This window comes from Comamonas sp. MYb69 (assembly GCF_037479315.1).
Taxonomy (GTDB): Bacteria; Pseudomonadota; Gammaproteobacteria; order Burkholderiales; family Burkholderiaceae_C; genus Comamonas.
In genome coordinates this window covers 106,202-122,324 of record NZ_JBBGZG010000017.1, presented here as the reverse complement: position 1 = coordinate 122,324, position 16,123 = coordinate 106,202, and the positions used below count along the sequence as shown (strand labels likewise).

The window sequence follows — 16,123 nt, the reverse complement described above, 5'->3', positions numbered from 1 at the left end:
CCCCCCCCCCCCCCCCCCCCCCCCCCCCCCCCCCCCCCCCCCCCCCCCCCCCCCCCCCCCCCCCCCCCCCCCCCCCCCCCCCCCCCCCCCCCCCCCCCCCCCCCCCCCCCCCCCCCCCCCCCCCCCCCCCCCCCCCCCCCCCCACGCCCCAGGCGCATGCAAAAGGGGGGATTAGGGATAGCTTCGTTGATGGTGGAGGATGCTGTCTTTTTCTGGTCGGCTGGCCGTTGTGCTTGTTTATCGGATCTGCTTACTACTGCGTAGGGCAGCTGGCCGGGTCTCGCTCCGGCGGGCGAACTCCGGCCAGCAAAACTAAGTAGCGCCGCAGGCATATGCATAAGCAAGAGCTGCACTCTGTCAGTTGTGGGCCGAGCGCAGAAATCGCCCATCGAGCGAAATCCGGCCAGCAAAATTCAACCAAACAGCAGTCGCTAAAAAGTGTCAATAAAGCAGAGCATCCAGCTCAACGAGCAGAACAAACCACATCCCAATTCAACCCAAATTTCTGCAAATACTTGCGCAACCGATCTGCATCATTCACCACCGCCCGCTGCGCCCGCGAAGCCTGAAACAACTGCCGCCCCGCCTCCGACAAACTGCCAGAGGCACGACACACCCCCACCACCGCCGCCAACTGCATCCGGTCAAACAAATCCATCGCCTCAATGGCATCTCCAGGCAACAAGGCCTCCAACGCCACTTCAGCAGAACCACCGACAGACGAAGCCACAGCCTCCGGCCGCTGCCACAGCCACTGCAGCCGACCAATCTCCGCCTCCACCTGGTCCTCGGTGATGCGGCCACTGGTCGACAGCGTAGCCAGCCGCGTCACGCTGGCATGCAGATCCCGGAAGTTGCCGCTCCAAAGGGCTTGCGGGCTCTGGGCGAACTGCAAGTAGCGTTTGCGCGCTTCGGCGTTGAAGCGTTCGGTGCGGTGGGTTTGCTGGGCGTGCTGCACCAGCAGGTGGTCGATATTGGGCTCGATGTCTTCGCTGCGCTGGGCCAGGCCGGGCAGGTTGTAGGTCCAGAGGTTGATGCGGGCAAACAGGTCTTCGCGAAAGCGGCCGGCGCTGACTTCCAGGCGCAGATCGCGGTTGGTGCCGGCTATCAGCTGGAAGTCGCTGCTCACTTCCTTGTCCGAGCCCATGGGATAGAAGCGCTTTTCCTCGATGGCCATCAGCAGCATGGCCTGCTCGTCGGCGCCCAGCTCGCCGATTTCGTCGAGAAAGAGCAGGCCCTGGTCTGCTGTGCGCAGCAGGCCGGCGCGCTCGGTGGCGGCGCCGGTGAACGCCCCTTTCTTGTGGCCAAACAAGGTGCTGGCGGCGCTGTCGCCGCGCAAGGTGGCGCAGTTCACTTCGACAAAGGCACCGCTGATCTGGTGGCGCGCCTTTTTCAGCTCGTACATGCGGCGCGCCAGAAAGGACTTGCCCGCGCCCGTCGGGCCCACCAGCAGCATGGGGGCCTGGGAGCGGCCTGCCACCTGTTCGATCTCGGCAATCAATTGGTTGAAGCGCGGGTTGCGGGTGGGGATATGGCTCTTCAAAAAAGCGACCGCATCCTGCTGGGCCTGCGCATGGCGGGTGGCCAGCGCGTCGTAGCGCGACAGGTCCAGATCGATCAGCGCATAGTTGCCCGCCGCGCCATCGATCTGCCGCTTGGGCGGTGAGGCCTGCAGGATCACGCCGGGTATCGCGCGTGATTCCGCCAGCAGGAACAGACAGATCTGCGCCACATGGGTGCCGGTGGTGATGTTGAGCCAGTACTGGGCCTGGTCGCTGTCGAAGGGGTAGCTGCTGGTCCAGTCGTAGAGTGCGCCATAAACCTCCTCAAAGTCCCAGGGGTCGCGGATCGGCAGCTCCACCAGATGGACTTCGGTCTCGGGGCTGACCGTGGCGATGTCCTTTTGCACCAGCCGGGCCAGGTCCACATGCGAGCGCGTGTAGAGCAGCTCCATGCGGGCCACCACCATGTCTTCATGCTGGGTAACCGCGACCGAGGGGCGCCATTTGCTCCAGCGGCCTGCGCCGCGCCCGCTGTCGAGCTGGGTGCCGAGGAAGCCGATGACGGTGATGGGTTTCATAGAGATGGAATCAAATGAATTAGCTTAAATTCTAGTATGACTAGCTAAATCAATACATTTCTAAAAATTTTTATTGCATGTCTAAAACGAAGTTTTGAAAAAATTCCATTTTATTCAACAGCTTGATGATAAATTTTAGCGACGGCGCATAGTTGGCACACTTCTGGCAAATAAGATGGCAAGCGCCACGTGGCGTGAGTCGGGGAAAGCAGGGCGAGGATCCTGCTTTCCCACCGGACGGGGCCAGGACGCAACTGCGCGAGCCCGCACAGATACAGAAGAAAGAACAGGGAACAACATGACCTACGAACAACGACAAGTGCCCAATGGCGTGCCGATCAAGATGTGGACCAATGGCGTGCCGGTCGAGGCCGAAGCGCAGAACCAGCTGGCCAATATCTCGCGCCTGCCGGTGGTGTTCAAGCACGTGGCGGTGATGCCTGATGTGCACTTGGGGATTGGTGCCACGATCGGCTCGGTGGTGCCTACGCTGAAGGCCATCATCCCGGCGGCGGTGGGGGTGGACCTGGGTTGCGGAATGATGGCTTGCAAGACCACGTTGACGGCCAGCGATCTGCCCGACAACCTGGCGCCGATCCGCGCTGCGATCGAGCGGGCGGTGCCGGTGGGTATGACGCCCAAGCGCTATGGCCGCGACAAGGGAAGCTGGGAGACGCCGCCTGAGGAAACCGATGCCGCCTGGACGGTGCTGGTCAAAGAGTTCGAGGAGATCTGCGAGGCGCACCCGCGCATCAAGAACACCAACAACTACAAGCACCTGGGAACCCTGGGCTCTGGTAACCACTTTATCGAGGTGTGCCTGGACGAGAACCAAGCCGTTTGGATCATGCTGCACTCGGGCTCGCGCGGTGTGGGGAATGCCATTGGCACCCACTTTATCGAGCTGGCCAAGAAGGATGCCGAGCTGCACCAGCGCAATCTGCCCGATAAGGACCTGGCCTACTTTGAAGAAGGCGCGGCCTACTTTGGCGACTATGTCAAAGCGGTGGGTTGGGCGCAGAAGTTTGCGCGTGCCAACCGTGAGGTGATGATGGTCCGCGTGATCCACGCGCTCAAGAAAGTGATCACCAAGCCCTTCGAGACGCACCTGGAGGCCGTGAACTGCCACCACAACTATGTGCAACGCGAGACGCACTTTGGCCAGGAGGTGTTTGTGACCCGCAAGGGCGCCGTGAGCGCCCGCCAAGGTGAGCTGGGCATCATCCCGGGGAGCATGGGGGCCAAGAGTTTTATCGTGCGCGGTAAGGGCAACCCCGAGAGCTTCAACAGCTGCAGCCACGGTGCTGGTCGCACGATGAGCCGCACCAAGGCCAAGAAGCTGTTCACCGTTGAGGACCAGAAGCGCGCCACCGAAGGCGTGGAATGCCGCAAGGACGCCGAGGTGATCGACGAGATCCCCATGGCCTACAAGGACATCGACGCGGTGATGGCGGCGCAGAGTGACCTGGTGGAGGTGGTGTACACGCTCAAGCAGGTGGTGTGTGTGAAGGGATAGACAAGGGGCGGCCATGGGGCCGCAACCCTGAGGAGAAGGGTGATGAAGAGCAATAAGCAGCGCAAGACAGAGATCAAGCAGCGCCGTTGGGCCCGTATGGAGCAGCAGCGCAAAGCGGCCCTGCTGCCGGCCATGCCGCATGCAGCCTTGGCTGCAGATACGCAGCTTCTGGCCCTGATCCATGGGCAATCTGTTTGCCATGTGAGTTACTACATGGATATCAGCTACCGCTGTTGTGATTGCGGCGCCGCCTGTGTCTGGACCGCGCAGGACCAGAAATGGTGGTATGAGCAAGTGCAAGGCAACTTGTATGCCAGTGCCAGCCGCTGCAAGGACTGCCGTACCCGGCACCGCGCCTGGCGCCAAAGCCATTGTGATGCGGCGGAGATGGCAGCCTTGCGTGCGCTATGGCGTGCCCGCCCCGATGCGTCTGCCCGTGCCCGTGTGCATGCGGCCTTGCAGGCCAAGGCGCCGGATCTGCGCAGCCTGGCAGCGCAGGCCCTCGCCTGGTGGTGGGTGCAGTTTGGTGACAAGCCAGCGCATGCGCAGCTGGAGGCGCTGAGCCTGGAGCGCAGCTGGGCGCCGCGTATCGACCGCATCTTGCGACGCCAGGTGGAGCTGCGTCCCGGTGTGCATCGCGTCTGCCGAGTAGTAAGCTATCCGCGCGTCACCATGGGCGCTGCGCTGTCCGGCCACTGAGCCAGCGCAGGTCAATTAGAAGAAGAAAACAGTGAGAGGGAAACGATTCCAATGCAAACCGCAAGCCAATGGATAGAAAAGGGGCTGGTCGAGATCGACGGCTCGCAAGGCGAAGGCGGCGGCCAGATGCTGCGCACGGCGCTGGCGCTGTCGGTCATTACGCAAAGGCCGCTGGCGATGCACAGCATCCGGGCCAAGCGCTCCAAGCCCGGCCTGATGCGTCAGCACCTGGCCTGCGTGCAGGCGGCGCAGACCATCAGCGAGGCACAGCTGTCGCCCATCGCTGCGGGCGTGACGGAGCTGCAGTTTGCGCCTGCGACGCTCAAGGCCGGGGACTACCGCTTCCCGATCTCGGGCGCGGGCAGCGCCATGCTGGTGCTGCAGACGGTGCTGCCGGCGCTGCTGATGGCTGATGGCGCGAGCACGGTGCAGCTGGCGGGCGGCACCCACAACCCGCTGGCGCCGAACTTCCATTTCATCGAGCGCGCCTATGCACCCTTGGTGGCACGCATGGGGGCAGGGCTGGACCTGCGGCTGCGCCGCTTTGGCTTTTACCCGGCGGGCGGTGGCGAGGCGCTGGCCTGCATCATCCCGGCAGCGCAGGGCCTGCAGCCTTTTGACCTGCTGGCGCGCGGCATGCTGCAGCATGTGTCGGTGGAGGCGGTCTGCGCGGCCGTGCCGCGCGGCGTGGCGATGCGCGAGTTCGATGAGCTGGCGCGGCTGACCGGTTGGGACCGGCGCGCGATGGAGCTGCTGCCGGTGGGCCAGGAGGAAGGCCCAGGCAATCTGCTGCAGGCCACCTTGCGCTATGACCATGTCACCGAGCTGTTCTGGTGCCTGGGGGCGCACGGCGTATCGTCCGAAGCAGTGGCACGCAAGCTCTGCCAGGATCTGCGCGATTACCAGAAAAAGCCCGATGCCGCTGTCTGCGCCTACCTGGCCGACCAGCTCTTGCTGCTGCAGGCGCTGGCCGTGTGGCAAAGCGGCCAGCCCGCGGCCTTCAGCTGCAGCGAGGCCAGCGCGCACCTGCACAGCAATATGGCAGTGATTGCGCAGTTTCTGCCGCTGCGCATGTCCATCGAGACAGCCAGCGCGCCAGTGGTGCGGATTGCTCCGCTCTAGCACCGCTGTAGCGCAACGCACGGGGCGGTGGGAGGGCTGGCTAGTACAGCCCGCCTTCCAGCGCCTGCATGCCATGGCGCAGGCGGGCCTTGTTGCAGGCCTCGCTGCCGGCGGCAAACTCCCGGCAGGGCGAGGGGCGCCACTCATAAATGCCGCAAGCGGCTTGCTGGCCGATGCTGCCGGTCAAGGCCGCGCAGCGTGGGCGGGCATAGTCGGTGCCGCGCATGCGGCAGGTCGAGTCGTTGACCTCTTCGGCCAGGCCCGAGGGCACGCGGCCGCCGTTGCTGTCGCATTCATGGACGGAAAAATCAACGCGAAAGCTGGCGCAGCAGGCGCCGCAACTGAGGCAGGGGTGGGTCATCGGGCGTGGGGGGCGTGGGCGTTGTTTGGCCGGTATTGTAGTTTTGCGCCGCAGAACGCCACAAAAAAGCCCGCTGGGTGAGCGGGCTCGGGCTGCGGTGCAGAAGGCGCCAGGTTTACTTGGCGGCCAGCGCTTGCTTGATCCAGCCGTCAAACTTGGCCTGGTGGTTCTTGATCCAGGTGTCGGCATGGCGCTGGATATCGGCGGTCTTGTTTTCGCCATTGCGCATCAGCAGGTTCTGGGCTGTGATGTCCTCGATGGGCACCTGCATCAGTGCAAACAGCTTGGCGGCGGCCGGGTTGGCGTCGGTCCATTTCTTGTTCGCGAGGATGTACTGGTTGTTCACCTTGAAGCCATAGTTCTTGCCGTTGGGCAGGCGCGTGTCGTCATCGCCCTTGGCATTGGGGATGTTGGGCACCTGCAGCCAGACGACATCCTGGCCGGGCTTGAGCACGCCGTTGACCCAGTAGGGGGTCCAGACATAGTAGAGCACTGGCTTGCCCGATTGGTAGCGGGCGATGGTGTCGGCAATCAGCGCCGCATAGTTGCCCTGGCGGTGGGTCACGCTGCCTTCCAGGCCCAGGCCCTTGAGGTGCTTGTTGATCGCCAGCTCGCAGCCCCAGCCGGGGTTGCAGCCGGTCAGATCGGCCTTGCCGTCGCCATCGGTGTCAAACAGCTTGGCGATCTTGGGGTCCTTGAGCTGCATGATGTCGGTGATCTTGTACTTCTCGGCCGTGGCCTTGTCGATCAGGTAGCCCTGCGCCGCATTGGTCGAGAACATGCCTTCGCGGTAGAAGACCTTGGCGCCGCCATTGCGCTCATAGAACTCCTGGTGCAGCGGAATCCAGTGGTTTGCCATAAAGGTGGCATCGCCCTGGCCGACGACCACGTGCTCGGTGCCGTTCTCCAGTCCCTTGGGGTCCTTGACGGTGTAGCCGAGCTTTTCCAGCGCGCGCGAGACGATCAGGGTTTGGAACATCTCCTCGTCCACGGTGCCCAGCAGCGGCAGCACATCCTTGCCCTTGCCGGGCAGGTCTTGCGCCTGGGCGACGGGGCCCCAGGCCATCAGCGCGATGGCGGCGGCGCAGGCCAGGTGGATGGGGCGATTGAGGCGGTTTTTATCAGTCATGGTCTTCTCCTTGGATGGATACGCGATGCACCCGATGTGCACCGAGAGGGAACATGGGCAGCCCTGGGACAAGACTGCGCCCGGCCCGGCCGGTGGTGCCGCCTGGTCTGTTTGCAGCTTGCGGGGGGCTTGGGGCTGCGCAGCGCTGGCGCTGCAGCGGTGGGCATGGCGGCATGCCCTGGGGGGAAGGCGCCGGCCCGGCAAGGTCCTGCCGGGCTCGTGCTGCAGGCAGGCTTATTGCGCCTTGGCGGCGTCCAGCGCCGTCTTGATCCAGCCGTCAAACTCGGCCTGGTGGGCCTTGATCCAGCCGTCGGCATGGCGCTCGATATCGGCAGGCTTGTTCTGGCCGTCCTTCATCGCCAGGTTCTGCGCGTTGATGTCCGCGACCGGCAGCTTCATGATTGCAAACAGCTTGGCGGCAGCGGGGTTGGCTTCGGCAAACTTCTTGTTGGCGACGATCTTCTGGGTGTTGAGCGGGAAGCCGTAGTTCTTGCCGTTGGGCAGCGCAGTCTTCAGATCGGCCTGGTTGCCGGGCAGTGCGGTGAACGGCACTTGCAGCCAGACGACATCACGGCCAGGGCGCAGCTCGGCGCTGACCCAGTACGGCGTCCAGGTGTAGTAGAAGATGGGCTTGCCGGACTTGTAGCGGGCGATGGTGTCGGCCATCAGCGCGGCATAGGTGCCTTGCACATGGGTGACGGTGTCGCGCAGCTTGTAGGCCGTCAGCTGGTGCTCGATCGCGCCCTCGCAGCCCCAGCCGGGGGTGCAGCCGGTCAGGTCGGCCTTGCCGTCCCCATCGGTGTCAAACAGCTTGGCGATCTTGGGGTCCTTGAGCTGCTCGATATTGGTGATCTTGTGCTCGTCGGCGGTCTTCTTGTCGATCAGGTAGCCCTGCACGGCACTGGTCGAGTACTCGCCTTCGCGGTAGAGCTTGTCGGCGCCGCCGGCATTCTTGTAGAAGTCGGCCTGCAGCGGATCCCAGTGGTCGGCCATGTAGGTGGCGTCGCCGTTGCCGATCGCCACGTGGGCGGTGGCGTATTCCACTTCCCGGATGGGCTGCACGTCATAGCCGAGCTTTTGCATGGCCTTGTTGACCAGCAGGGTCTGGAAGGTCTCTTCGGCGATCGAGCTTTGCAGCGGCTGGACCTTGATGCCCTTGCCGGGCAGGTCCTGGGCCACAGCATGGCCGGCGGCGGCCAGGCCAGCGGCCAGCAGGCTGGTGGTCAGCAGGCTTTTGACCATGCGGGTGGGGGCCGCGAAGGCCTGCCAGGAATGGGGGGTGGATGTCATGGATGCTCCTTGTTAGGGGTTCGGCGCGGGCGCAGTGCGCGCCGCCGATCAATGTGCAAATGGGGCCAAGCGAGTGGGCAGGGCAGCGGGCGGTGGCGGCTGCCCTGGCTGGGCTTAGGCGGCAGGCACGGCGTCCTGGCCGGGCTGCGTGGGTGCCTGTGCCTGCTTTTGGGCCGCTGCCTGGGGCAGGGGCTTGGACGCAGGGCTGGCTTCTGGCTTGTGCAGGGCGCGGGCGATGAGGCCGGCCGGGCCGGTCTGCCACCAGTGGCGCACGCCACGGCGTGGCTGGCCCATGGCCTGGGTGATGCGGTCGAGCAAAATAGCCAGCAGCACAATGCCCAGGCCGCCAACAGTGGCCAGGCCCATGTCCAGGCGGCCAATACCGCGCAGCACCATCTGGCCCAGGCCGCCCACGGCGATCATCGAGGCAATCACCACCATCGACAGCGACAGCATCAGCGACTGGTTGATACCGGCCATGATCGAGGGCATGGACAGCGGCAGCTGCACCTTCCACAGCAATTGCAGAGGCGAGGCGCCATAGGCACGGCTCGCCTCGATCAGGTCAGGGCGTACCTGGCGGATACCCAGGTTGGTCAGGCGCACCAGCGGTGGCAGCGCAAACACGATGGTCACCACGACGCCTGGCACATTGCCAATGCCAAACAGCATCACCACCGGCACCAGGTAGACGAAGGCCGGGGTGGTCTGCATGGCGTCCAGCACCGGACGGAAGAACTTCTGTGCCCGGTCGCTGCTGGCCAGCAAGATGCCCAGCGGCAGACCGATGATGATGCAGAAGGCCAGCGAGGTCAGCACCAGCGACAGGGTGACCATGGCCTCGTGCCAGATGCCCAGCATGCCGATGATCAGCAGCGATACCACGGCCCCAATGGCCAGGGCGCCGCCGGCAAATTGCCAGGCGATCAGCGCCAGGATCGCCACCATTGCCAGCATCGGGATGGCGGTCAGAAAATGCTCCACACCGGTGAGCGTGGCGTCAATCGGCGCGCGCACGGTCTGGAAGAAGGGGCGGAAATTGGCCACCACCCAGGTCAGGCCGCTGTTGATCCAGTCCTGCACCGGCAGGCTGCCGTCCCAGAGCTGGCTCAGGTGGAAGCCGCTGTCATGGGCGGCCTGCGCATGCTGCGCGGCAGCCTGGGCGGCGTCCGCAGTCTGGCCCACGGCGTCGGGGCCGCCCAGCCAGTCGGTGTTGCCCGAGACATTGCCCACGGCAACCCAGGGGTCGTCCACCGGTGCGGCCTGGGTGGGTGCTGCAGCGGCGTCCGTAGCGTCGGTGGCGGTCCATGCGGTGGCCGCACTCGAGCTGGTCGATGCGGTATCGGCCCAGGGGTCGGCCGCAGCAGTGTTCTGGGCGATGGTCAGCGTGTTGTCGGTACTCATGCGGCACTCCTGTTGTCGTTGTTGTCGGTATTGGCGGCGTCAGCGGCAGCGGCCTCGGTGGCCGCTTGCATGGCGATCACCGCAGGGTCGGTCGGCGGCACCGGCGGCGTGTCGCGGTCCAGGAAGCGCAGCAGGGTGTTCTTGCTGATCGCGCCGACAAAGCGGCCATCGGCACGCAGCACCGGCAGCGGGCAGGGTGCCTGCGCAACCTGGCCAAACAGATCGGCCACCAGCGCGTCTTCGGCAATGGGCTCGACCTTGTCCAGGTAGGCATGCTGCAGACCCAACGGGCCGACATGGCCCTTCAAGGCATTGCGCAGGGATTCGGTCGAGACCGTACCCAGGTACTGCTTGCGGGGCGAGACCACATAGGCGAAATCCCGGTCCTCGTCCTGCAGCAGTTGCATTGCGGCGCGCGCACCGCGCTGGTCGCTTTCCTTGACGATGGTGATGCCACGGCGCGCGATATCGGCGGCCTTGAAGACGGCTGCGGCATCCACGCCCTGGATAAAGGCGCGCACATAGTCGTTGGCAGGGTTGCGCAGAATGTCATCGGGCGTGCCGACCTGCTGGACCATGCCGTCCTTCATGATGGCAATGCGGTCGCCAATGCGCATCGCTTCGTCCAGGTCGTGCGAGATGAAGACGATGGTGCGGCGCTTGATCTCCTGCAGGCGCATCAGCTCGGACTGCATTTCGGTGCGGATGATCGGGTCGAGCGCCGAGAAGGCCTCGTCCATCAGCAGGATCGAGGGGTCCGATGCCAGCGCACGGGCCAGGCCCACGCGCTGCTGCATGCCGCCAGACAGCTCATCGGGGTAGCTTGCGCCCCAGCCGGCCAGGCCCACCTGCTCGAGCGCTTGCTCGGCAGCGGTCAGGCGCTCTTCGCGGGCCACGCCGGCCAGCTCCAGGCCGAACGCGGTGTTCTCGACCACGGTGAGGTGGGGCATCAGCGCAAAGGACTGGAACACCATCGAGATGTCCTTGCGGCGCAGTGCGCGCAGCTTGCTGTCCGACAGCTGGTTGATGTCCTGGTCATCGACGACGATGGCGCCGCTGGTGGGCTCGATCAGGCGGTTGAGCATGCGCACCAGGGTGGACTTGCCCGAGCCCGACAGGCCCATGACGACAAAGATCTCACCGGCTTCGATGGTGAAGTTGGCGTCAAATACGCCGATGGAGTTGCCGGTCTTCTCCATGACTTCTTGCTTGGTGGCGCCTTTGCGCACCAGCTCGAGCGCGGCTTTTGGGGAATCTCCGAACACCTTGAAGACGTGCTCGATACGGATTTGTTTGGCCATGTGTGGCTCCTCCCTAAGTTGTAGTGGCTACAACGCTGAAGACGCCCCTGAAGGGCGTCGTCCAGCACGGGACCGTCAATCTCTCAACCCTGATGCCGATAGCTGCGCCTGGCTGTCGAAGCGACAACCATGGCAAGCCCTCGTGGGGTGGGCAGGACACGCAATGTGACCAACAATTTCTGCCTGTACCGGGCGTGCATGCCAGCAGCGATGGGCTCCAGGGTCGAGCCAGGTACAGGGTCTCTCGTGCGCATTGAAACCCGATCGTTTCAATCACGCGAGCGCGGCGGACACTGTAAAAAGGCCACCACGCCGGGGCATCAGGGCCGGGAATATTCCGGCCTGTTGACGGACTTTGGCGTGGCGCCAAAGACCCGACGGAGACGATCCGCACCTGTCAGAAAGGCACGGATTACCTGCGTTGCAGGTTGTAAAACATCCCTTAAGTATACGTATTGGAAATATAGAAGTCAAAAAAAGCGGGTTTCATCCGGGCGAATTTAGCGCTCAACGCGGCCATTTGCAGCATCTGATTTCTGTTTTGCTACTTTTTTAATAGCAATAAAAAACCAAATATGGTCGGATCAAGCGGTCAGGGCTTTGCATGAGAAGGAAACATCTAGTTTCAATTTTATGCGAAGCCAATGCAGAAAAGACCCCAATTTTGGCAATTGCGCACCGATCGCGTTGCTTGTGCTGTGGATGCTGTCTTTTAAGGGTAAATGACTACTGATATCTGAAAACCAAGGACTGCCATGTAGGAATTTTTCGCCGATAAGGATCACCCAAGCGCCCATGAAAAAGCCCCGCACGGGGCGGGGCTGGAGGGGGCGCTTAGCGGCTGCTGGATCAGTGGCTGTCCTTGTGCGCAGGGCCAGCGGGGTGCAGGATGCGGTCGGTCCAGGCGATGGCCAGCGCAGACAGCAGGAAGACCACATGGATGATGGTCTGCCACATCAGCACCTTCTCGCTGTAATTGGGCGCATTGATAAAGGTCTTGAGCAGGTGAATGGAGCTGATGCCGATGATGGACAGGCCCAGCTTGACCTTGAGCACCGAGGCGTTCACATGGCCCAGCCATTCGGGCTGGTCCGGGTGGCGGTTGAGGTGCATGCGGCTGACAAAGGTCTCGTAGCCGCCGACGATCACCATGATCAGCAGGTTGGAGATCATCACCACATCGATGAGGCCCAGCACCACCAGCATGATGATGGTCTCGTTGAGCGCCGTGATCTGGACGTCGGGCGAGTAGCCCACCGAGGTGACGAGGATGCGCAGCGCGGTATCACTGCCAAAGGCCGCTTCAACCAGGTGCAGCAGCTCGACCAGGAAATGCCAGACATACACCAGCTGGGCAACGATCAGGCCCAGGTAGAGCGGCAGTTGCAGCCAGCGGCTGGCAAAAATCAGCGCCGGCAAGGGGCGCAAAGGAGCATTTTGAGGGAGAGACATGGTGGAGGGGGTAGTGGAGAGAGTGCCCTGCAGCAGGTTTGGAATCTGTGTTTCGGCCGTCCATCGCTGAGGTCCGTGCCAGCCTGTCTGGATGCTGGCTCAGCGCGTGCGGAAATGCCGCTAAAAAGAGCGTCGCGCATTGTAGCCAGCGCCCTGCGTCTGCAGTGTGGCGATTGGGAAAATTCCTCGCCCGGATCGGGTGGTTGGTTTTGTCTATCGCAAGCGGTGGCAGCCAGTGCTGCCTTGTCAGATGCCTGTAAGTGCGCCGGTCCACAGTAGCAGCGATTTTCATACCTACAATGTTTGCAAAGGAGACCCACCCATGACAGCCCCAGCCCAAGGAACCATTGAATCCGTTCTGGTCGAAAACCGCGTATTTCCCCCACCCGCCAGCCTGTCTGCCACGGCCCGCGTCGGCAGCATGGAGGCCTACCAGGCGCTGTGCGCCGAGGCCGAGTCCGACTTTGAAGGTTTTTGGGTCCAACGTGCCCGCGAGCATGTGCAGTGGACCAAGCCCTTCACCGAGGTGCTGGACCAGAGCAATCCACCGTTCTTCAAGTGGTTCCAGGATGGCGAGCTGAACGTCAGCGCCAACTGCCTGGACAAGCACATCGGCACGCCGGTGGAGAACAAGACAGCGATCATTTTCGAAGCCGATGATGGCCAAGTGACCAAGATCACTTACCGCGAGCTGCTGGACAAGGTCAGCGCCTTTGCCAATGCGCTCAAGGCCCAGGGCGTGCAAAAGGGGGACCGGGTCCTCATCTATATGCCGATGACCGTCGAGGGCATTGTGGCGATGCAGGCCTGCGCGCGCATTGGCGCGACCCACTCGGTGGTGTTTGGCGGCTTCTCGGCCAAGGCGGTCAATGAACGCGTCATCGATGCCGGCGCGGTGCTGATCATCACCGCCAACTACCAGATGCGCGGCGGCAAGGAGCTGCCGCTGAAGGCGATTGTCGACGACGCGCTGGCCATGGGGGGCTGCGACACCGTCAAGAAAGTGCTGGTGTTTGAGCGCACCCAGACGGCCTGGAACAAGGTCGACGGCCGGGATGTGAGCTTTGGCGAGGCGCTGGCCGGCCAGAGCACGGAATGCGCGCCGGTGCCGGTGAATGCCGAGCATCCGCTCTTCATCCTGTACACCAGCGGCTCCACCGGCAAGCCCAAGGGCGTACAGCACGCCAGCGGCGGCTATGTGCTCTGGGCCAAGATGACGATGGAGTGGACCTTTGATCTGAAGCCCAGCGATGTGTTCTGGTGCACGGCCGATATCGGCTGGATCACCGGCCACACCTATATTGCCTACGGCCCGCTGGCCGCTGGAGCGACCCAGGTGGTGTTCGAGGGCGTGCCGACCTTCCCCAATGCCGGGCGCTTCTGGCAGATGATCGAGCGCCATGGCGTGTCGATCTTCTACACCGCCCCCACGGCGATCCGCTCGCTGATCAAGGCGGCTGACTCGGACGACAAGGTACATCCTCGCAACTGGAACCTCAGCAGCCTGCGCATTCTCGGATCGGTGGGCGAGCCCATCAACCCCGAAGCCTGGATGTGGTACTACCGGAACATCGGCGGCGAGCGCTGCCCGATTGTCGATACCTTCTGGCAGACGGAAAACGGCGGCCATGTGATCACGCCGCTGCCGGGTGCGACGCCGCTGGTGCCGGGCTCCTGCACCCTGCCGCTGCCGGGCATCATGGCCCAGATCGTCGATGAGACCGGCAAGGAGCTGCCCAACGGCACCGGCGGTATCCTCGTGATCAGCAAGCCCTGGCCGTCGATGATCCGCACGATCTGGAACGACCCCGAGCGCTTCAAGAAAGCCTATTTCCCCGAAGAGATGGGCGGCAGCATCTACCTGGCCGGCGACGGCGCGGTGCGCGATGCCAAGACCGGCTACTTCCGCATCACCGGCCGCATCGACGATGTGCTGAACGTCTCGGGCCACCGCATGGGCACGATGGAGATCGAGTCGGCCTTGGTCGCCAAGACCGACCTGGTGGCCGAGGCGGCCGTCGTGGGCCGGCCCGATGACATGACGGGCGAGGCGATCTGCGCCTTTGTGGTGCTCAAGCGCTCACGCCCCACCGGTGACGAAGCCAAGCAGATTGCCAAGGAGTTGCGCGACTGGGTGGCCAAGGAGATCGGCCCGATCGCCAAGCCCAAGGACATCCGCTTTGGCGACAACCTGCCCAAGACGCGCTCGGGCAAGATCATGCGCCGGCTGTTGCGCTCGATCGCCAAGGGCGAGGCGATCACGCAGGACACCTCCACCCTGGAGAACCCGGCGATCCTCGACCAGCTGTCCGATACGCACTGACCGGTAAATGTCAACAAATGGCGCGCTGGAGCCTTCCAGCGCGCCAAGCTGTTGTTAAAGCTGAAGAACCGGTGAGAAATTGCCAGCATTGGCTGACAAGCGCTGGTGCATGGACCGTGCTATGGTCTATGCGTTCCACTATTGCCATCAAAATCGACTATGCGCAGCATTCTTCTTCTCATCATCGCCGTGCTCATCGGCGGCCTGGCGGCCCTTAACTGGGAGGTGCTGTCCACCCCGTCCGAGGTCAACCTGGGCCTGACCACCATCCACGCCCCGCTCGGTGTGCTGATGCTGGCGCTGACGGTGCTGCTGTGCGTCATCTTCATCGCCTATGTGCTGTCCTTGCAGGGATCGGTCATGCTGGAGGCGCGCCGCCACAACAAGGAGATGACGGCCCAGCGCGAGCTGGCCGACAAGGCCGAGGCTTCACGCTTTACCGAGCTGCGCCAGGTGCTGGAGAGCCAGCACGCCGCTGGCCAGTCGGCATTGCTGGCCCGCCTGGCAGAGCTGGAAGCTCACCTGGTGGCCCGTGCCCAGGAGTCGGACAACAGCAATGCCGCTTACCTGGGCCAGATTGAAGACCGCATGCGCCATGTCGAGCCGCCGCGCAATACGTTCTGAAGGACGCACTTGCGCAGCCAGCAAAAAACCACCTCGCGAGGTGGTTTTTTCATGGGAGTGGGCCGGCAGGCCCGACCTGCATGCGAGGCGCTCTTTACTTGAGGGTCAGCACCCAGTCGGCCAGTTTCTTGGCATCGGCTTCGCTGACCTGGGTGTTGGCGGGCATGGGCACGGGGCCCCAGACGCCGGCGCTGCCCTTGATGATCTTCTGGGCCAGCATGTTGGATGCGCCGGGCTGGCCTGCAAACTTGGCGCCAATATCTTTGAATGCGGGGCCCACTACTTTCTTGTCGACCGAATGGCAAGCCATGCAGTTCTTGGATTGGGCCAATGCCTGATCAGCCCACGCAGGTGCGCTGGCCGACAAGGCCAGTGCCGTGGCAATCAGAATACGGTTCATCGTGTTATCTCCTTAGCGCATGAGGTACATTAATTCTAATGGCTCGCTGCATAGGACTGCGGGGGCGCCAGGATGTTCCACAAGTTCGCATTCTTTACGGGCTTTACGCCACCGACATACAAGGGGCCAAAGCGGATGGAGAGACCATGTATTTTCTGATCCTGGGGATCATTCTGCTGTTGTTGAAGTACCTGGAGATAGGCCCGGTGGCGGCCTGGTCCTGGACTGCCGTGCTGGCCCCTTTTGGCCTGGCTGCGCTGTGGTGGGCCTGGGCCGACTGGTCGGGCTACACCAAGCGCAAGGCGATGGAGCAGGAGGTGCTGAAAAAAGAGCGCCGCCTGCAGAAATCCAAAGAAGCGCTGGGCCAATCGGCCCGCCGGCGCCGCTGACAGCGGCTGCTGGAGCACCAACCGCCGACGAGG

General features: G+C 63.4%; 14 protein-coding genes. 6 read left to right on the top strand and 8 right to left on the bottom strand.

Translation table 11 applies throughout. The features are described from left to right. Positions 1-463: 463 nt before the first annotated feature. Entirely contained in the window at positions 464-2,080 is a 1,617-nt protein-coding gene (gene rtcR, locus WH303_RS20785; protein WP_339520880.1) for an RNA repair transcriptional activator RtcR, read from the bottom strand. Positions 2,081-2,378: 298 nt separating this feature from the next. Here rtcR and WH303_RS20780 point away from each other — a divergent pair, with 298 nt between their 5' ends. From WH303_RS20780 to rtcA, 3 genes are read left to right on the top strand one after another with little or no spacing between them, the layout of a single operon-like run. Then, entirely contained in the window at positions 2,379-3,596 is a 1,218-nt protein-coding gene (locus WH303_RS20780; protein ID WP_339520878.1) for an RtcB family protein, read from the top strand. A gap of 42 nt (positions 3,597-3,638) precedes the next feature. Further along, the gene (locus WH303_RS20775; RefSeq protein WP_339520876.1) at positions 3,639-4,295 is read left to right on the top strand and encodes a zinc-ribbon domain containing protein; all 657 of its coding nucleotides are present in this window, start codon (positions 3,639-3,641) and stop codon (positions 4,293-4,295) included. A 51-nt stretch (positions 4,296-4,346) separates the two neighbouring features. Further along, positions 4,347-5,417, top strand: coding sequence for an RNA 3'-terminal phosphate cyclase (gene rtcA, locus WH303_RS20770; protein ID WP_339520874.1), 1,071 nt, complete (start codon positions 4,347-4,349; stop codon positions 5,415-5,417). 40 nt (positions 5,418-5,457) lie between these two features. Here rtcA and WH303_RS20765 read toward each other — a convergent pair whose 3' ends face one another. From WH303_RS20765 to WH303_RS20740, 6 genes are all read right to left on the bottom strand, one after another. Continuing rightward, a complete protein-coding gene (locus tag WH303_RS20765; RefSeq protein WP_339520872.1) occupies positions 5,458-5,778 on the bottom strand; it encodes a YkgJ family cysteine cluster protein in 321 nt (106 codons plus the stop codon). A 115-nt stretch (positions 5,779-5,893) separates the two neighbouring features. Beyond that, positions 5,894-6,907 (bottom strand): glycine betaine/L-proline ABC transporter substrate-binding protein ProX, encoded by a 1,014-nt coding sequence (gene proX / locus WH303_RS20760; protein WP_339520870.1) that lies wholly within the window; start codon positions 6,905-6,907, stop codon positions 5,894-5,896. A 234-nt stretch (positions 6,908-7,141) separates the two neighbouring features. Then, a complete protein-coding gene (proX, locus tag WH303_RS20755; RefSeq protein ID WP_021027708.1) occupies positions 7,142-8,149 on the bottom strand; it encodes a glycine betaine/L-proline ABC transporter substrate-binding protein ProX in 1,008 nt (335 codons plus the stop codon). A 162-nt stretch (positions 8,150-8,311) separates the two neighbouring features. Next, positions 8,312-9,601 carry a glycine betaine/L-proline ABC transporter permease ProW gene (gene proW / locus WH303_RS20750; RefSeq protein ID WP_339520867.1) on the bottom strand — a complete coding sequence of 430 codons (1,290 nt, stop codon included), beginning with the start codon at positions 9,599-9,601 and terminating at the stop codon, positions 8,312-8,314. Next, positions 9,598-10,902: a glycine betaine/L-proline ABC transporter ATP-binding protein ProV gene (gene proV, locus WH303_RS20745; protein WP_339520865.1), complete on the bottom strand. Its 1,305-nt coding sequence runs from the start codon at positions 10,900-10,902 to the stop codon at positions 9,598-9,600. Before proV ends, proW begins: the two co-directional genes overlap by 4 nt. A gap of 849 nt (positions 10,903-11,751) precedes the next feature. After that, positions 11,752-12,354 carry a TIGR00645 family protein gene (locus WH303_RS20740; RefSeq protein WP_027011086.1) on the bottom strand — a complete coding sequence of 201 codons (603 nt, stop codon included), beginning with the start codon at positions 12,352-12,354 and terminating at the stop codon, positions 11,752-11,754. A 322-nt stretch (positions 12,355-12,676) separates the two neighbouring features. On the opposite strand from WH303_RS20740, the gene acs reads away from it, so the two are divergent. Both acs and WH303_RS20730 read left to right on the top strand, forming a co-directional pair. Then, the gene (gene acs / locus WH303_RS20735; RefSeq protein ID WP_339520863.1) at positions 12,677-14,677 is read left to right on the top strand and encodes an acetate--CoA ligase; all 2,001 of its coding nucleotides are present in this window, start codon (positions 12,677-12,679) and stop codon (positions 14,675-14,677) included. Between the two features lie 159 nt (positions 14,678-14,836). Beyond that, on the top strand, positions 14,837-15,301 hold the full coding sequence (locus WH303_RS20730; RefSeq protein WP_021027703.1) for a hypothetical protein: 465 nt from the start codon (positions 14,837-14,839) through the stop codon (positions 15,299-15,301). A gap of 94 nt (positions 15,302-15,395) precedes the next feature. Here WH303_RS20730 and WH303_RS20725 read toward each other — a convergent pair whose 3' ends face one another. Beyond that, the gene (locus tag WH303_RS20725; RefSeq protein ID WP_021027702.1) at positions 15,396-15,701 is read right to left on the bottom strand and encodes a c-type cytochrome; all 306 of its coding nucleotides are present in this window, start codon (positions 15,699-15,701) and stop codon (positions 15,396-15,398) included. A gap of 146 nt (positions 15,702-15,847) precedes the next feature. Between WH303_RS20725 and WH303_RS20720 the strand changes: the two genes are divergently transcribed. Beyond that, positions 15,848-16,090 carry a TIGR04438 family Trp-rich protein gene (locus tag WH303_RS20720; RefSeq protein WP_021027701.1) on the top strand — a complete coding sequence of 81 codons (243 nt, stop codon included), beginning with the start codon at positions 15,848-15,850 and terminating at the stop codon, positions 16,088-16,090. The last annotated feature ends 33 nt before the right edge of the window (positions 16,091-16,123 follow it).

What these genes read in the sequence shown, in the direction of transcription:
- proV (WP_339520865.1), bottom strand. Translation starts at nt 10,902, where the DNA reads ATGGCCAAACAAATCCGTATCGAGCACGTCTTCAAGGTGTTCGGAGAT.
- proX (WP_339520870.1), bottom strand. Translation starts at nt 6,907, where the DNA reads ATGACTGATAAAAACCGCCTCAATCGCCCCATCCACCTGGCCTGCGCC.
- proX (WP_021027708.1), bottom strand. Translation starts at nt 8,149, where the DNA reads ATGGTCAAAAGCCTGCTGACCACCAGCCTGCTGGCCGCTGGCCTGGCC.
- WH303_RS20725 (WP_021027702.1), bottom strand. Translation starts at nt 15,701, where the DNA reads ATGAACCGTATTCTGATTGCCACGGCACTGGCCTTGTCGGCCAGCGCA.
- rtcA (WP_339520874.1), top strand. Translation starts at nt 4,347, where the DNA reads ATGCAAACCGCAAGCCAATGGATAGAAAAGGGGCTGGTCGAGATCGAC.
- WH303_RS20740 (WP_027011086.1), bottom strand. Translation starts at nt 12,354, where the DNA reads ATGTCTCTCCCTCAAAATGCTCCTTTGCGCCCCTTGCCGGCGCTGATT.
- proW (WP_339520867.1), bottom strand. Translation starts at nt 9,601, where the DNA reads ATGAGTACCGACAACACGCTGACCATCGCCCAGAACACTGCTGCGGCC.
- WH303_RS20765 (WP_339520872.1), bottom strand. Translation starts at nt 5,778, where the DNA reads ATGACCCACCCCTGCCTCAGTTGCGGCGCCTGCTGCGCCAGCTTTCGC.
- WH303_RS20720 (WP_021027701.1), top strand. Translation starts at nt 15,848, where the DNA reads ATGTATTTTCTGATCCTGGGGATCATTCTGCTGTTGTTGAAGTACCTG.
- WH303_RS20730 (WP_021027703.1), top strand. Translation starts at nt 14,837, where the DNA reads ATGCGCAGCATTCTTCTTCTCATCATCGCCGTGCTCATCGGCGGCCTG.
- WH303_RS20780 (WP_339520878.1), top strand. Translation starts at nt 2,379, where the DNA reads ATGACCTACGAACAACGACAAGTGCCCAATGGCGTGCCGATCAAGATG.
- WH303_RS20775 (WP_339520876.1), top strand. Translation starts at nt 3,639, where the DNA reads ATGAAGAGCAATAAGCAGCGCAAGACAGAGATCAAGCAGCGCCGTTGG.
- rtcR (WP_339520880.1), bottom strand. Translation starts at nt 2,080, where the DNA reads ATGAAACCCATCACCGTCATCGGCTTCCTCGGCACCCAGCTCGACAGC.
- acs (WP_339520863.1), top strand. Translation starts at nt 12,677, where the DNA reads ATGACAGCCCCAGCCCAAGGAACCATTGAATCCGTTCTGGTCGAAAAC.